Below are 16983 nucleotides of genomic sequence, written 5' to 3'. Positions count from 1 at the left end.
GATGTTTAAGTTTAATTATCAAAAATACCCGTTTTAAACCCATCAATACTTTTGGTATTTTTTTCTTCCCAATAAGATTGTATTTTTTCTTTGCCTTGTTTTTTAGACCATGCGTTTAGCTGTCCGCGTTCTTCTTTGAAATCCATAAACGGAATGGAATACCCGCAGGAAGTTTGTGCCGAATCAACATGAACTTCTATAATTTGACGCGAACCTGTATTTTCTTCAAATAGGTCTATATATTTTTGATATTGAGCATCTCGTTCGTGGTAGGCTTTGGCATGACCATACAGTCTTAATATGAGCGGTTTACCTTCAAAGGCACACATCATAATGGTGATTCTATCTTTCAATAAAAGGTGAGCTGCGGTTTCATTACCACTACCTGTGAGGTTTAACCAAACCAATTTATTGGGGCTTAAAACACGAAGTGTATCATGACCTTTGGGTGATAAATTGATACGCCCTTCAGCAGCGGCTGTGGCTACAAAAAAGATTTTTTGATTATTTATAAAGTCTTGTAATTCGCTTGTTATTTCTGAGAAAAATTGGCTCATTAAATAAAATAATTAAAATTTTAAAACACCACCAACAACGGGCAAGGTCAAACTGGTTCCATCCAAATCAATAGTTAATTCGGTTCCGGGTTTTGGGTGTAAGGTATATTCTTTATCACTTGAAAAAATCATTAAACCAATTTGTTGGCCAGCTTTAATAACTTGGTCGTCGGGTTGTAAATCAAAAGTGATTTCATAAAATTTACCCGGTTTTAAAGGTTCGCTCTCGGTTAGTGATTTATAGTTTTGCGGATCTGCCCATCCACGTGTGATGATATTATCGGTAATTTTTGAGCGTCTGCCTTCATTCCATGGCAACGACACCAACCAAACCGATAAATTGGCTGCCGGTTTATTACTAGCCACTTTTATCGTAATTTTTGGTACACCTGAAATATGGATGTCTTTAGTCAGTTTTGGGGTTAGATAAAGTAAACGATGATTTGTGATTTCTGCCTTAGCCAAGGCTTCGCCGTCAAAAGAATAATTATCAACCAACGTTTCTTGTCCTTGGTTTGTAGACTTGTTAGTTGTTAAACCACCTGTTTTGGGAGCACCAGAAGTTAGGTAAAGCGATACGTTTTTAGCCTCAGGGTTTGGGTAATCTTTATAAGGTGTAGGTTCCTCCATTTTATCATCTTCACGAACAATCCAGGCTTTATTGGATTCGTTTTCAATACCATTATCCACTCCAAATAAATAATGAGTAAACCATTTGTTCATCATGCTTACAGGTGGTGGCCCACCATGACCAAACTGGTGGTAATAAATGGCTGTTTCTAAGCCCATGTCCTTGGCCTTTTTGTAAATACGGTAACTATGTTCGGGCATCACGTTCCAATCGTTAAAGCCATGAGACATTAAGAGCGCAGCTTTCATGGGCGCCATATCATTTAAATAATCGCGTCCTGCCCAAAATTCATTATAATCACCAGTAATTCTGTCCATACCGTTTTTCAATTCGGAATCTCTTACTTTAGCATTATTAGACGCCCGTTTGGATTCATCACCACTATGGATATAATCGTAAAGCACATCAATATCTTCTCCTAAATAACCACCAGGGGAACGCACCAATCCATTGGAACGGTAATAATGATAATATGAGGTGTTTGGAGCCACAGGAATAATCACCTCCAAATCCTCAACCCCTGTAGTGGCAGCCGCTAGCGGAATGGTGCCATTGTATGAAGTACCTGTCATGCCCACTTTTCCTGTGGTCCAATAGGCTTTTACCTCGTCGTTTCCGTAGGGCTCTGTATAACCTTTAGCTCGACCATTTAACCAATCAATGACTGCTTTCGGTGCTAACGATTCATTATCGCCACCAACTGTGGGAGCACCTTGTGATAATCCTGTTCCTGGAGAAGATGAATGTACCACAATATAACCTCTAGGAACCCAAGTTTTAATTTGCGAATTCGATATGATGGGACGCACGCCTAAACGTGCGACTTTTGGGTGTACACGCTCTTCAGCCATTTCGCCTAATTCGTGGTTCACATTCCAAAAAACCCCATCTACATCTGGAGCTACACCAGCATAATATGGACTTGACTCGTAAATTACTGGTAATTTTAGGCCTTCAGTCTCGGTTTGGTATGGTCGTGTAACAGCCACATGCATGTGGTCTAGTTTGCCATCACCATCACTATCAAAAGTAGTTTCTACAAATAAATCGTGTCGTATCCATTTATCAGGATCGTTAAAAGCTTCCACAATCTGTGCTTCACCATCTTTAAAAATAGGAGTTGCTTTTTCTTGTGCAAAACTCGGAAATGTAATGAGGGCTAATATGAAAAAAATAATATGGTTATTCAATGTTTTTATCATGATAAAAATGATTAGTTTAAATAGGTTTTAGGAATGGGGTTCGCTTCGGTTTCTTGTGCCCAATAAATATTAATAATCCACCAACGTTTGCTGTCATGGAATAGTTGTATGCTATTGATACCGCGCATGAAAGGTTCTAAATCAGCTTCGCTTCGAAAGGATTCATAGGTACTGAATACTTGGGTAATATTGCCAAAACTATCTACTTTTCTGTGGATTTCCTTTTCAAAAAATCCATTATCTACTAACCATTTCCCTGAATTTTTAATGTAATCTTCTGGTTTTAGAAATCTAACCATCATAACGCCTTCTTTTGTTTTTCCTGAAGGGATCAATTTGGCATCGGGATGAAAAAGATACTTGAACTGTTTCCAGTTGCGTTCTACACCTTTTTCACCGGAAATAACATTATAAAGTGATTTTAAGGTGCCATCTAAAGTTAACACACTGGAACTATCTATTTGAAACTTAATTTTAGATTTTTCAGGATTATTTTGGGCTTGTGTTTGAAGAATAATGAGGCAAAATAATATGAGTGGAAGAAATGGCTTCATAAAAACTTTTTTTGAGTTTCGAAAAATATGGGTTTTAAAACTTTTAGAGCGTTAATGAACCCTTAAATTATTTATATATTTTTTTTACTCTATCCAAGTTACGCTTATTGTCTCTGTCTTTTATGGTTTCGCGTTTATCATAAAGTTTTTTACCTTTAGCTAGTGCAATTTCCATTTTGGCAAATCCTTTATCGTTAATGAATAAACGCAGAGGGATTATGGCATTTCCTTTTACATTGACTTCCTTTTCAAGTTTTTTAAGTTCTTTTTTATTTAAGAGTAATTTACGCTCTGCTTTAGGTTTATGGTTGTAATAATTTCCAAAGGCATATTCTTCAATGGTCATATTAATTACAAAAAGCTCGCCACGCTCATTAAACTCACAAAAACTTTCAGCAATGGATGCTTTACTGCTTCTAATAGACTTTATTTCGGTACCGGTTAAAACTATTCCAGCAGTGTATTTATCCAGTATTTCATACTGAAAACGCGCTTTTTTGTTCTGTATGTTGATGTTTTTTTGCATGAAGTACAAAACTACATAAATTTACACGGTTTATTAAACAAGAATATAACCAAAAGTTAAAGATTAATTAAATGCAATCCAGTTCATCATAAACTGTATATTTTAGCACTCATGATGAGACCATTCTGTTTTATTTTTCTTTTGATGTTGTTGGCGTCGTGCAACAGTGTTAAAAAATATAATGAACAACTTACCGCTTCCCATGCTGTTGAGGATTTAAGAAACGATGTTGATAAACTCTACACACAGTTAAAAAAGCATCACCCCAAACTATACCAGTACACACCTAAATCTGATTTGGATTTTAAGTTTGATAGTTTAAAAACTTCTATAAAACTACCTTTATCAACACAAGAATTTTATAAAAAACTAGCACCTGTGGTTGCCTATGTTAGGCAAGGTCATGTGTCAGTTGGTTACACTGTTAAACGTTTTACAAAAAAGGAAAGAAAAACCTTGAACAAACAAAAGTTTGAATTTTATGATTTGGATTTTGAGTATTTGGAAGATAAACTTTGGGTGGTACAAAATTACGGAAAGGACTCTACATTGGTTGGTAGCGAGGTAGTAAGTATTGATGACGAACCTGTTTCTAAGTTAATAAACACCTATAAAACCCGATTTGCTTCAGATGGTTACAACACAACTTTACACGACAGATATGTAAGTAAAGGGTTTGCATCCTTTTATGTTAGAGACAAAGGGTTTTTAGATAGTTTAAAAGTAACGATCAAGAATAAAGATTCTATTTTCACTAAAAATTTCAAACGCATTCTAAAAGAAGAAAAAAAGGAAGATAGTACTTCTGTTAAAAAAGCGAAGACAAAACCCGAAAATTTAACAAAACAGGAAAAAAGACAAAATCGATTATCAAAACGTAAGAAAAGAAAGGACGACAAAAAATATGGTTACCTGTCGAAAACTAAACAGTATACAAGAAATTTTGATTTCATTGGTAAAGATTCCACAGTTGCTTACATGAAAATTAGGAGCTTTACAAATGGCTCCTACAAAAAATTCTATCAAGAAAGTTTTTCTAAAATAGATGCTGCTAAATCAAAACATGTAATCATTGATTTACGCGAAAATGGAGGTGGTAGAATAGCCGAAATTGACCACCTGTATTCCTTTTTGACAGATAAAAACTATCGGTTTATTAACGATAGCGAGGTAACCAGTCGAATTCCATTTTTAAAATCGTTTATGACCAACACAACACCTATAGGCTTAAAAGTTTTGGGATGCATAGTATCGCCCATTATGGTGGTTCATAACTTGCTAAAAACTAGAAAAGAAGATGGTAAACTTTATTATAGATTTAATAAACATACAAAGGTAAAAGAACCCAATACCTTAAGTTTTAAAGGTAATATTTTTGTGTTGATTAATGGAAATTCTTTTTCGGCTTCATCGCTTATTTCTACACATTTAAAAGCTAATAAAAGAGCAGTGTTTGTTGGAGAAGAAACAGGTGGAGCTTATAATGGAACGGTTGCAGGAGTATACAGAGTATATGAATTGCCAACTTCTAAAATTAAAATTAGAATGGGTCTAATGCAAATTGAAGCGCCTCAAAAACAAATTCCTGATGGATATGGTATAAAACCTGACATAGAAATAACACCAACAATAGAGGATATAAGACAAAAAAGAGATGTTGAATTGGAATGGGTTTTAAATGATATTTACAAATGATATATCCTTAATTTTAAGCTTGTTTTTTTTATGGTCTTCCAACAAAACATTTGTATTTTTGCACTTCAGGTTTAGCTTTGTTATCGTGATAGTAGACAAAGCATATTTTTAAATAAAAATAATTTATGAATTCATACGATGTAGCCGTTATTGGCTCAGGTCCAGGAGGATATGTTGCTGCCATACGTTGCGCCCAATTAGGCATGAAAACTGCCATTATAGAGAAATATGCAACCCTTGGTGGTACATGTTTAAATGTTGGTTGTATACCAAGTAAAGCACTTTTAGATTCATCACACCATTATGAAGATGCTGTAAAGCATTTTGAGGAACATGGTATAGATATTCCTGGTGATATCAAGGTAAATTTAGAAAAAATGATAGCTCGTAAACAAGCTGTGGTTGATCAAACTACGGGTGGTATTGATTTCTTGATGAATAAAAATAAGATTGATGTATATCATGGATTAGGGAGCTTCAAAGACGCAACCCATATTTTAATTAAAGGTGATAAAGAAGAAGAAATTGAAGCTAAAAATACCATTATTGCAACAGGAAGTAAACCATCAAATTTACCTTTTATAACCCTTGATAAAGAGCGTGTTATCACTTCAACTGAAGCATTAAAGCTGAAAGAAATACCTAAACATATGATTGTTATAGGTGGGGGAGTTATTGGATTAGAATTGGGACAAGTGTACAAACGCTTAGGTGCTGAGGTGACTGTAATAGAGTACATGGATAGAATTATTCCTACCATGGATAGTGGACTTTCTAAAGAATTGAATAAGGTTTTCAAAAAGGCGAAATTTAACATAGAAGTATCACACAAAGTAAAATCTGTTGAGAGAAAGGGAGATGAAGTCATTGTAAAGGCAGATAATAAAAAAGGCGAAGAAGTAGAATTTAAAGGTGATTATTGTTTAGTTTCTGTGGGGCGTCGTCCTTATACCGATGGTTTAAATGCTGAAGCTGCAGGTGTGAAATTAACCGATAGAGGACAAGTGGAAGTTAACGCCCATTTACAAACGTCTGTAAAGAATATTTACGCGATTGGTGATGTGGTTAAAGGCGCCATGTTAGCGCACAAAGCAGAAGAAGAAGGTGTTTTCGTTGCAGAAACTATTGCTGGACAAAAACCGCATATCGATTATAATCTGATTCCAGGAGTGGTTTATACATGGCCAGAAGTTGCCAGTGTTGGGAAGACTGAGGAAGAACTTAAGGAATCAGGTATTGAATATAAATCTGGTCAATTCCCAATGCGTGCATTAGGTAGAAGTAGGGCTAGTATGGATTTAGACGGTTTTGTGAAAATACTAGCAGATAAAAAAACGGATGAAATTTTAGGCGTACACATGATAGGTGCCAGAGCTGCAGATATGATTGCTGAAGCAGTCGTAGCTATGGAATATCGTGCTAGTGCTGAGGATGTATCGCGGATGAGTCATGCGCACCCAACCTTTACCGAAGCTATCAAAGAAGCCGCTTTAGCCGCTACCGAAAATAGAGCTTTACACATATAACGGCCATCGCGAGACATTCCTTTATAACTGAATAACGTGACTATATCATTAATAAGAAAAGGCAAACCCAACTGGGTTTGCCTTTTTTGTAATATCATTTCTTTAATTTATTTAAACTTTCTTTATAAATTTTGCAAATTATCTTTCCATTTAAATCAATTAGACAATACTTACTAATGGAGCAAAAATATATTTGAAAAAGCATTATTTTTATTTTGAAACTCATTTACAACATAATACTAATTCATCTAAAATATGATTCAAAAAGGAACGGAGGCAGAACGATTAGCCGTAGAGGATACCTATAAGTACTGGAAAAAATGGGGGCCATATTTAGCCGATAGACAATGGGGAACTGTTCGGGAAGATTATAGTGAACATGGAACATCTTGGGAATTTATAGACCACGATAAGGCTAGGAGCAATGCTTACCGATGGGGCGAAGAAGGTATTGCGGGTTTTTGTGACTCGCGCGAAATTTTGTGTTTAGCACCAGCCTTTTGGAACGGTAAGGATGCCATTTTGAAAGAGCGTTTATTCGGGTTAACTAATAATCAGGGTAACCACGGTGAAGATGTTAAAGAATTGTATTTTCATCAGGTGTCTTCACCCACTCATTCCTATTGTAAATTTTTGTACAAATACCCACAAAATGAGTTTCCTTATGGCGATTTGGTTGGCGGTAATCAGAGAAGTCGAGACGAATTTGAATATGAATTGTTAGATACGGGAGTATTTAAAAATAGCGCGTATTTTGACTGCTTTATTGAGTATGCTAAGGCCGATGTAAACGATATCCTTATGAAGGTTACTGTTGTTAATAGAGGTTCAAAAGCTGCTGATATCCATGTGCTGCCACACCTTTGGTTTAGAAATTTCTGGAAACATAACAAAAGGCATACACGACCAACCATGAAATCGATTTCCGATTCTAGTGTTATGTCCCGAAGCACCAGAAATGGGCGGTATTACTTTTATCATGAAGGTGGTAAGCAATTATTCTGTGAAAATGAAACTAATAACAGTCGTATTTATAATATACCCAATGATGTTGAGTATGTAAAAGATGGTATAAACGAGCACGTTATTCATGGAAAACCAACGGTTAATCCTGAAAAAAATGGTTCTAAATTTGCAGTTTGGCACAAATTAAAACTGAAAGCGGGAGAAGAAAAAACCATTAGAATTCGATTAAGTAAAATTAAATTGCAGGATCCTTGGACAAATTTTGATGCGATATTCTCGCAACGAATAGCTGAATGTGAAGATTTTTACAATCAAACCATAAAGAAAGATATGCCAGAAACGCATCAAGCAATAGCTAAAAGTGCTTTTGCTGGCTTGTTGTGGACTAAGCAATTCTATTACTACGATGTATTCAAATGGCTTTTTGGGGGCCCCGGCGAAATCAGACCTAACCGAACGAACCTCCGAAATTTTAGTTGGCAACACCTCACCAACAGACATATCATTTCTATGCCCGATAAATGGGAATATCCATGGTATGCTGCCTGGGATTTGGCTTTTCACATGGCATCGTTTGTTGAGGTGGATCCGTTTTTTGCAAAAGAACAATTACTGCTTGTCTTAAAAGAAAACTACATGCATCCCAATGGGCAAATTCCAGCTTACGAATGGAATTTTAGCGATGTAAATCCACCAGTACATTCTTGGGCGGTCTGGCATGTTTTTGAAAAAGACAAAACCTACACTGGCAAGGGTGATATCGAGTTTTTGGAAAAAGCTTTTCAAAAACTATTGCTCAATTTTACATGGTGGGTTAACCAAAAGGATAAAAGTGGTACTGATCTTTTTGAAGGTGGTTTTCTTGGCCTTGATAATATTGGGGTTTTTGACAGAAACCACATGCCACCGGGTATAACCAGAATGCAACAAGCGGATGCTACAAGCTGGATGGCTATGTTTACCTTGAATATGTTGCGCATGTCATTAGAGCTCTCCAAAACTAATAAAATTTATGAGGAAGCAGCAGCTAAATTTTTTAGACACTTCTTAAATATTGCTTGGGCTATGCATCATATTGGTAAAAAAGATATTTCGCTTTGGGATGATCAAGATAACTTTTATTACGATGTGGTTGAGATGTCTAGCGGTGTAACCGATCGTTTAAAAGTAAGGTCCTTAGTTGGTGTGATTCCTATGTTTGCTGTAGAAATTATGCACAAGGACTTGTTCGAGGAACTAAAGGAATTTAGAATCAGGGCCAACGAAATTATAAGAACTCGCCCCGATTTAGCATCTTTAATTTCTAATCTGGATGATCCCAATGAGGAAGGTAACTACCTGTTTTCAATAATGAGAGGATTTAGATTAGAACATTTGTTAAAACGCTTGTTGGATGAAGATGAATTTCTATCAGATTATGGCATTCGTTCACTTTCTAAATACCATGAAAAAAATCCATTTGTATTTCAATATCATGGGTACCATCAAATCCAATACGAACCCGGTGAAAGTCGTTCGAATATGTTTGGGGGCAACTCCAATTGGCGTGGACCTATTTGGATGCCTATCAATTATATGATTATCCAATCACTTCGTAAATACTATACATTTTATGGACCAACTTACCAGTATGAATTTCCAACAGGATCTGGTAAAAAATTAAATTTGAAACAAATAGCTAATGAATTAACAAAACGGCTAATTAAGCTTTTTGAAGCCAATTCAAATGGTAAGTTTCAATATCATGCCGATGATTCCAATAAAACATTTACCAAAGATGAACATTTTAAAAACCTTCATTTGTTTTATGAGTTTTTTGATGGGGATAATGGTAAAGGTCTTGGAGCGTCACACCAAACTGGTTGGACTGCTTTAATAGCTAATTTAATTATGGAAATGGATGAGGATTGATAAATTTAGATTTTCTCGTCTACCTTCTCTGGAATGACCGCTTTTAAAGTCTAAAACAAATCATTTAAAATCTTTGCTAATCTTATTCCTGCAATTTGGAGTTGACTTCTAACCGTTTTAAAATTATCGTAAGAATAGCGGCTTCTTAAATTTTCATCAGGTTTAACATTTGCGTAAACTTTTCTGGTAAGTTTGTGCGTTTCGTTTACCCAATCTATAATACTACCTTTTTGTATCTCCTTTATTTGTTGTTTAGTCACATAATTTACATTTACAGCCAATTCAGTATAGCTCATACCATATTTTTCAATCATCTTGCTATCCCATACGCTATGTAAATTGGTATCGTTATTATACCATTGTACTTTAAAATCATTGCCACCTCTATCTTCCTCCAAACCAATGTGCATAGGTTGATGCAAATCACCAATTAAATGAATTAAAAGTTTTAAATAAAAGGCTTTTTCCTCATCGCTGGAGTTTTTGTTTTTAATAATAGATTGGCAATAGGCTATTCCAGAAACCAAATCGCCTTCAGGATGTTGTTTGGCAGAATCGTATTCAGCATCTAACGGCATATTTATAAAATGCCAATTGTAAAATTTTTTATAGCGCTCATCCGATTTAATTTCATCAGCAAACGTTGAGACAAAAGCTAAAGATTCTCTGTTTAACAATCGCTGTATTTCTTTTTTTGTCTTGTAATTTAAGTATTGATTGGCTATTTCACCAACTACTCTGTGGCCCGTTGCTCCCCATTTTGGTTCTGCGTTAGCGGGTTGAAGTGTTGTGAAAAATAATAAGATGATTAAAACGATTTTTGGTTTCATGCTATTTACTTCTTTTATTTATATTTTTTATATGTTCTTGTCATTCCTGCGAAGGCAGGAATCCATTATTCAATTAAACATGACCAATCTGCTGATAAATCATCCCATTTAGAGTTTTTCTGCTCTATTAAATCAATTTTCCATTGACGTTTCCATTTTTTCATATTCTTTTCTCTTTTTATGGCATCATTTACGTATTGGAATACTTCAAAATAAACCAGTTTATCCAAGCCATATTCTTTAGTGAACCCGTCAATCAATTTATTTTTGTGCTCAAACATTCTGCGTTCCAAATTATTGGTTACACCAATATACAAAGTTCCATTTTTTTGATTTGTTAAGATATAAAGATAGTATTGATGAATGGTTTTATACATATACTATTAAAAGTGGATTCCTGCTTTCGCAGGAATGACAATCATTTTCTTTTATTTCGTTTATTATAATTTTTATCACCTCTGGTTTTAGGTTTTTTGTATTTTTTTGCAATCTCCCGTCTGTATGAGCCCCCCAAATTTTCCTTCCGGTTTTTTTCAGCTTTGTCATGGTAAGCTGGTCCAGGAATATCGTCATCGCTTCGTTTGGTTGGGTTGTTACGTTCCTTTATTTGGGGTCGTTCTTCTTCTATAAGCTCATTTGAAATTGAAACACTTTCTGGGATTTCCCACAACGGAATTTCCATTTGCATGAGGGCTTCAATGCGTTTAACAGACTCTTGTTCTATTTCCGTTGAAAGCAAAATTGAAATCCCTTTACGTTCTGCACGTCCTGTTCTACCAATACGATGCATATAATTTTCAGGAAAATCAGGGGTGTCAAAATTAATGACATGGCTTACATGGTCAATATCTAAACCGCGAGCCATTACATCGGTAGCTACCAAAATTCGGTTCTCACCTTCTCGGAATTGCTCAATACTACGCAAGCGGTAATTTTGTGTTTTATTGGAATGGATGACGCAAAGTTCTTCCTTGAAATGTTTATCTAGAGCTTCAAAAAGGCGGTCTGCCATTCGTTTTCGAGCTACAAAGACCAATACTTTATTAAAAGTTTCAGTATCGTTTAGCAAATGCACCAACAAGTTCACTTTAGTGTAAAAATTAGGTACATTGTAACGTGATTGCTCAATATTCTCAAGCGGCGTGCCAGAAACCGCAATAGACACACACTCGGGACTTTTAAAAAATTCGTTAATCAAAACATCCACATCTTGCGTCATGGTTGCCGAAAACATAATGTTTTGTCGCTTTTGGGGAAGGATATCAAAAATATTAATCAATTGATGCCTAAACCCTAAATCGAGCATCACATCCACTTCATCAATCACCAATTTTTGTATGGATTTAAGCTGCAATACCCTGCTGACTGCCAAATCGTATAATCTTCCTGGTGTTGCCACAAGGATGTCTAAACCTTCTGCAATCGCTTGTTTCTGGGTGTTAATATTGGTGCCACCATAAACGCCTAAAACACGATTATTGATGTATTTTGAGAGCTTTTCAATTTCCTCAACCACTTGAACTACCAATTCTCTAGTTGGCACTAAAACTAAAACCCGTGGATGCTCTTGCGTTGCGAATTTTAAATCTTTCAAAATAGGCAGCATATAGGCAAAGGTTTTTCCCGTGCCAGTTTGTGCGATACCCACCATATCTTTACCCGATGCCACCACATTAAAAGCTTCGGCTTGAATGGGCGTAGGCGTGGTAAAACCTAAATCGGTTAAAGCGTTGTAAAGGGGTGTATTTAAATTTAAATCTTGAAACGTCAAAACAAGTAATTTTGCGCAAAGTTACGTTTATTATTTTTTAGTTATAAGCTGTGTTTTAAATAGTTTGTTTATAACTTTTAGGTAAATTCTTACTTGAATTATTGATTTTTATTTTTTGGAAAACTAACTTCGCTTATAGGTGGATATGATTAACCTGTACTGAGCAAAGACGAAGTATTAAAACGAATTCATATCCCAAACGTAATGTCCAATTGAAAAATTAAAGGAATGACCAATAACAAAAATTCAAACAACAACCTTAAACGCTCATTAGGTCTAACTTCACTTATTGCTATTTGCGTCGGGATAGTTGTTGGTCAAGGTCCTTTAATTACAATTTTACAGGGAGTAGGAATAAATGCTACTGGATTTTTTTTAGCTACTCTTATAGCTTTTGTACTAGCATTAGGTTATGTTTTTACGTTTTCCGAACTCACTCTGATGATGCCAAAGGCAGGAGGGATCAGCACCTACACGGAAGTTGCGATTGGACATCTCCCTGCCATCATTGTAACCATTGCAGGCTATTTAGGTATAGCTGTTTTTGCGGGTGCAGCAGATCTCTTCTTACTTGATTATGTCATGGACACTCTTTATCCCGACACCTTTAGCCGTTTTGGGCTTTGGATTTATATTAGCATAATTATTCTGAATATTCTGGGTATTGAAGTTTTTGCGACCGTACAAAACCTTTTGGCATTCATCATGCTAGCTGCATTATTTATAATTGGGATTGCCGGAGTAAGTAGTTCACAGGTTCAGGATATTCCTTTTGACAACTTATTTTTGGAGCTTGGCTCATTGGACTGGAATATACTTTCGTTAACAGTGCTTGCAGTATGGGCTTTTGTGGGAATGGAATTTGTTTGTCCTTTAGTTGAGGAAACAAAACAACCCGAAAAGAACTTACCTAAGGCTATGATTATTTCATGTTTCATTTTGTTATTAGTTTACGGGTTGGTTGCTTTGGCTGGTTATCACAAAGTACCCGGTAAAGAATTAGTTGAATCTTCAATCCCTCATTGGGTTTTGGTCAAGTCAATTTTTGGAGAAAATGCCAGATTCCTAATGGCCGTTCTTGCCATAACGGCAGCTTCAACCTGTTTTAGTACTGGAATAGCCTCTATCTCCCGCATGTTGTATGGTATGGCTAAGAACAATCAATTGCCGGCTGTCTTTAAGCGCCTTCATCCAAAATTCAAAACACCTTGGTTTGGAATTCTTTTTCCATGTAGCCTTGCCATTGGAGTTTATCTCATTTTTCAAGATTCACAAAATGTCATTATCCTATTGATGATTTCTTGTTCTACTATATTCCTGCTTATATATATCACGGCCCACATAGACATTATTATTTTGAGAAAAAGATATCCTCAATTCCATCGCCCTTATCGAACACCTTTTTATCCGGTTCTGCAAATTCTTGGCATCATTGGGATGATCTATCTAATAATTAATAACTCTCCTTCTCCTGAAATGACCAAAACCGTCTATCTAAATACTGGTTTGGTAATAGTGATCACGGGACTTTATGCGGTTCCTTGGATAAAGTACAAGATGAAAAAACCTTACTTTAGAGGAGAGCCAATTGAGAAAGTGCAATAGATGAAAAAAAAATGGACATAACAATGTATATAAAAAATAGACGAATCAATATTAAATCCTGTATATGGATTTCGTCTTAAATTTTGTGCTTAACTAAAAGTTATGTATGTGGTTTGCATTCGTCTACTTTTCATATACTAACCGATAAACGTAACCTAAAATACCTAACTGATTAACTAAGATTTATGTTTTGAATTTCTATGGTATAGCTAGCTTCAAAAGTTTTTCCTGAATCCAACTTTAAAATACCCTCTTTAGTTTTAAAATCTTGGTTTGTATTTTCGCTATCAGCAATTCCCAACCAAGGTTCGATACAAACATAGTTTCCAGTTGGTTTTGCCCAAATGCCCAAGTAATTAAATTCTGGAAAGGAAACCGTTAAAATAGTACCATGATTTTTACTTTTCAAACTTACTTTTCTGGACTTCAAATCTTTAAAGACCAAAGCATCTTTTTCAAATAATTCATGCTGTAATGCTATTTGGTTTGAATGGTTAAAAACGGCTTCGGTTTTATTGGAAATGAGTCCGTTTTCCATATTGATGAGGTGTCTTTTGGAGTTTTCAACATGTTCAAATTCCAAGTAATAATCCTCATAAGTATCATTTTCAAAAACAGGACATTTAAAAGCAGGATGCCCACCAATCGAGAAATACATGGTTTTGGTATCGCAGTTTTTCACTTTATGGGTTACGGTTATTGCATTATCAATAAGCGTGTAAGTGATGTGAAATTCAAACTTAAAAGGATAGCTTTTTAAAAGCTCATCGTTATAAGTTAACTTAAAGGTTAAACTATTTTGGGTTTGTTTATGCAATTCAATATTTTGATTATGACGCACAAATCCATGCTTGGGAAGTGTATATTTTTTACCTTCAAAAATGTAAGTATCGTCTTTTAAAGCCCCAATAATGGGGAATAAATTAGGCGCATAACTACCCCAGATATCTGGTTTCGCATCCCACATAAAATTTGTTTTGTTTTTAATCGCCGAAATTTCACAAAGCTCAGCACCTGTTTTTTTTACGACTATCTTAAGATTGCTATTTTGAAGGGTGTACATACTTTTATATTTAAATCTAAGGTACAAAAATCTTAATTTTTTAAGTATTCTAAGTAACTTTGTTTAGTAATTTCTGTTTATTGAGAACGAAGCATATCCATAACATAAAAAACGCCCAATTATTTAAAAATCAGTTACTGGTTTGGGCGCAACAATTTGATGATGTTGTCTGGTTAGATTCCAATAATTACTCACAAAAATATGGCGATTATGATGCGGTTTTAGCGGTTGATGCCTTTACAAGTATCCAAACCGATTTTCAAGATGGTTTTGAGAAATTAAAAGAATACCAAACCCTAGTTAAAGATTGGATTTTTGGATATTTAACCTACGATTTGAAAAACGATGTTGAAGCGTTGAGTTCCAATAATTTTGATGGTTTGGAGTTTCCAGATTTGTATTTTTTTCAACCTAAAAAACTGTTTTTTCTTAAGGATAACCAAGTTGAAATTCAATATTTATTTGCAGTTGATGATGATATTGAAAGCGATTTAAATGAGATTCGTCATTGCCAGGACAAAGGACGTGGCAATCTAAAAAATGATATTAAAATCCACTTGCGAATCCATAAAGACGCCTATTTTGAGAAAGTAAGCGCCATGTTGGAACATATCCATAGAGGTGATATTTACGAAGCCAATTTTTGTCAGGAGTTTTATGCTGACGATACCGAGATCAACCCTTTGGATACTTACAACAAGTTGAATACGATTTCCAATCCGCCATTCGCAACTTTTTTAAAATGTTATGATAAGTATTTGTTATCGGCATCGCCCGAGCGTTATTTAAAAAAAGAGCAACAAACCATTATTTCGCAACCTATAAAAGGCACTGCAAAACGTTCTGAAAACATTAAGGAAGACGAACAGTTGAAATCTGATTTATTGAACAATCAAAAAGAGCGAAGCGAAAATATTATGATTGTGGATTTGGTGCGAAACGATTTATCTAAAACCGCCATAAAAGGAAGCGTTAAAGTGGAAGAATTATGCAAGATTTACACCTTCGATCAAGTGCATCAAATGATATCAACAGTTACATCAAAAATTGATGAGACCGTTCATCCAGTGGATATTGTTAAAAGTACGTTTCCCATGGGAAGTATGACAGGTGCTCCAAAAATTTCAGCAATGAAAATTATTGAGGAATTAGAGGAAACCAAACGTGGACTATACTCAGGGTCTATTGGTTATTTTTCACCTGAAGGCAATTTCGATTTTAATGTGGTCATTCGAAGTATTCTTTACAACCAAACCAGAAAATATGTGTCCTATTCCGTTGGTAGCGCCATCACTTCAAAAAGCAATCCGTTACACGAATATGAGGAGTGTTTAGTTAAAGCCAAGGCCATGCGCACCGTATTGGAAAATTAGCCCAAGTTACTTTTTAAAGATTCTATGGCTAACGTTAAAATACGTCTTACACGATTCGTTTCAATATTTTTTATTTTTGCGATCTCATCATAATCTAGTTTGCCAAATACAAAAAGATCCACAATATCCGATACGGTAAAGGGCAAAACCGAGTAGAATTTTCCGAGGATTTTTCTATTATTAACAGCAGATAAGTCTTTAATTTCAAAGGCATTCATAACGGTTCTATTCTCATCATCGTACAAAAATAAATGTTTGTGGTTGTTGCCTTGTTTATAGGAAATATCATTTAATTCTTCTTTCATAATAAAATCAAAATCCTCATCAACTGTATAAACTTCTTCTAATCCCTCTAATTCTTCTTTTAAAATGGTATCGGTACTGGTGGTGTTTTTGTGAAAAGCCTCTCTTTTAAAAAGCTCATCCAAATCAGCATCTACAATTTTAAACAGTCTTAGTTTTATGTTGGAGACATCCATATCAATGTCGTATCCATTTTCATAAAATTTTGCAATGGCTTCATCAATCAAATCGCTAGAAGTGTACATATTTTTTGGGATAACACGAGTAGATTCGGCTATATAAAGTCGATGTTTAATATAAGCTTGTAAATGTTGCGTTACTGAAACCACCTTTTTATCAAAAGCAGTTTGAGTTGCTTTGTCGTTTAATCTTTCAAGTGAGCTCATAATAAAAAGTTTTAAATTGATATTTTAAAGTTACAAAACCCTTGATATTATGATATGATAATTATCATGTGATATAAAAAAGTA

The 16983-nt window shown here is 35.1% G+C and carries 14 protein-coding genes; 5 read left to right on the top strand and 9 right to left on the bottom strand.

The features are described 5' to 3' along the window. Positions 1–11: 11 nt before the first annotated feature. The 4 genes from ABD963_RS09350 to smpB all read right to left on the bottom strand — a co-directional run bounded on the left by ABD963_RS09350 (position 12) and on the right by smpB (position 3470). Positions 12–557, bottom strand: a complete 546-nt coding sequence (locus tag ABD963_RS09350; RefSeq protein WP_345276686.1) for a pyridoxamine 5'-phosphate oxidase family protein — start codon at positions 555–557, stop codon at positions 12–14. Positions 558–569: 12 nt separating this feature from the next. Further along, complete coding sequence (locus ABD963_RS09345; RefSeq protein WP_345276685.1) at positions 570–2390, bottom strand: Xaa-Pro dipeptidyl-peptidase; 1821 nt, start codon at positions 2388–2390, stop codon at positions 570–572. Positions 2391–2401: 11 nt separating this feature from the next. Then, positions 2402–2944 (bottom strand): hypothetical protein, encoded by a 543-nt coding sequence (locus tag ABD963_RS09340; RefSeq protein WP_345276684.1) that lies wholly within the window; start codon positions 2942–2944, stop codon positions 2402–2404. Positions 2945–3011: 67 nt separating this feature from the next. Continuing rightward, on the bottom strand, positions 3012–3470 hold the full coding sequence (gene smpB / locus ABD963_RS09335) for an SsrA-binding protein SmpB (protein WP_345276683.1): 459 nt from the start codon (positions 3468–3470) through the stop codon (positions 3012–3014). Between the two features lie 111 nt (positions 3471–3581). Between smpB and ABD963_RS09330 the strand changes: the two genes are divergently transcribed. From ABD963_RS09330 to ABD963_RS09320, 3 genes are all read left to right on the top strand, one after another. Continuing rightward, positions 3582–5165 carry a S41 family peptidase gene (locus tag ABD963_RS09330; protein ID WP_345276682.1) on the top strand — a complete coding sequence of 528 codons (1584 nt, stop codon included), beginning with the start codon at positions 3582–3584 and terminating at the stop codon, positions 5163–5165. A gap of 125 nt (positions 5166–5290) precedes the next feature. After that, a complete protein-coding gene (gene lpdA / locus ABD963_RS09325; RefSeq protein WP_345276681.1) occupies positions 5291–6691 on the top strand; it encodes a dihydrolipoyl dehydrogenase in 1401 nt (466 codons plus the stop codon). Positions 6692–6946: 255 nt separating this feature from the next. Beyond that, positions 6947–9568, top strand: a complete 2622-nt coding sequence (locus ABD963_RS09320) for an MGH1-like glycoside hydrolase domain-containing protein (RefSeq protein WP_345276680.1) — start codon at positions 6947–6949, stop codon at positions 9566–9568. Between the two features lie 50 nt (positions 9569–9618). Here the strand turns inward: ABD963_RS09320 and ABD963_RS09315 are convergent, their stop codons facing one another. From ABD963_RS09315 to ABD963_RS09305, 3 genes are all read right to left on the bottom strand, one after another. Next, positions 9619–10398 (bottom strand): S1/P1 nuclease, encoded by a 780-nt coding sequence (locus ABD963_RS09315; RefSeq protein WP_345276679.1) that lies wholly within the window; start codon positions 10396–10398, stop codon positions 9619–9621. A 65-nt stretch (positions 10399–10463) separates the two neighbouring features. Continuing rightward, positions 10464–10775, bottom strand: a complete 312-nt coding sequence (locus ABD963_RS09310; RefSeq protein ID WP_345276678.1) for a GIY-YIG nuclease family protein — start codon at positions 10773–10775, stop codon at positions 10464–10466. Positions 10776–10816: 41 nt separating this feature from the next. Further along, a complete protein-coding gene (locus ABD963_RS09305) occupies positions 10817–12169 on the bottom strand; it encodes a DEAD/DEAH box helicase (RefSeq protein ID WP_345276677.1) in 1353 nt (450 codons plus the stop codon). Positions 12170–12397: 228 nt separating this feature from the next. Between ABD963_RS09305 and ABD963_RS09300 the strand changes: the two genes are divergently transcribed. Then, positions 12398–13774: an APC family permease gene (locus ABD963_RS09300; protein ID WP_345276676.1), complete on the top strand. Its 1377-nt coding sequence runs from the start codon at positions 12398–12400 to the stop codon at positions 13772–13774. A gap of 172 nt (positions 13775–13946) precedes the next feature. On the opposite strand, the gene ABD963_RS09295 is transcribed toward ABD963_RS09300, so the two are convergent. Further along, positions 13947–14837: an aldose 1-epimerase family protein gene (locus tag ABD963_RS09295; protein WP_345276675.1), complete on the bottom strand. Its 891-nt coding sequence runs from the start codon at positions 14835–14837 to the stop codon at positions 13947–13949. A gap of 80 nt (positions 14838–14917) precedes the next feature. On the opposite strand from ABD963_RS09295, the gene pabB reads away from it, so the two are divergent. Further along, complete coding sequence (pabB, locus tag ABD963_RS09290) at positions 14918–16210, top strand: aminodeoxychorismate synthase component I (RefSeq protein WP_345276674.1); 1293 nt, start codon at positions 14918–14920, stop codon at positions 16208–16210. Here pabB and ABD963_RS09285 read toward each other — a convergent pair. Then, a complete protein-coding gene (locus ABD963_RS09285; protein ID WP_345276673.1) occupies positions 16207–16899 on the bottom strand; it encodes a hypothetical protein in 693 nt (230 codons plus the stop codon). The two genes, pabB and ABD963_RS09285, sit on opposite strands and share 4 nt — an antisense overlap. Positions 16900–16983: the final 84 nt, after the last annotated feature.

Origin of the sequence: Litoribaculum gwangyangense (assembly GCF_039543505.1) — a bacterium.
Lineage (GTDB): Bacteria > Bacteroidota > Bacteroidia > Flavobacteriales > Flavobacteriaceae > Litoribaculum > Litoribaculum gwangyangense.
The sequence above is the reverse complement of the archived record's forward strand: the minus strand, read 5'-3'. Positions and strand labels throughout refer to the sequence as shown.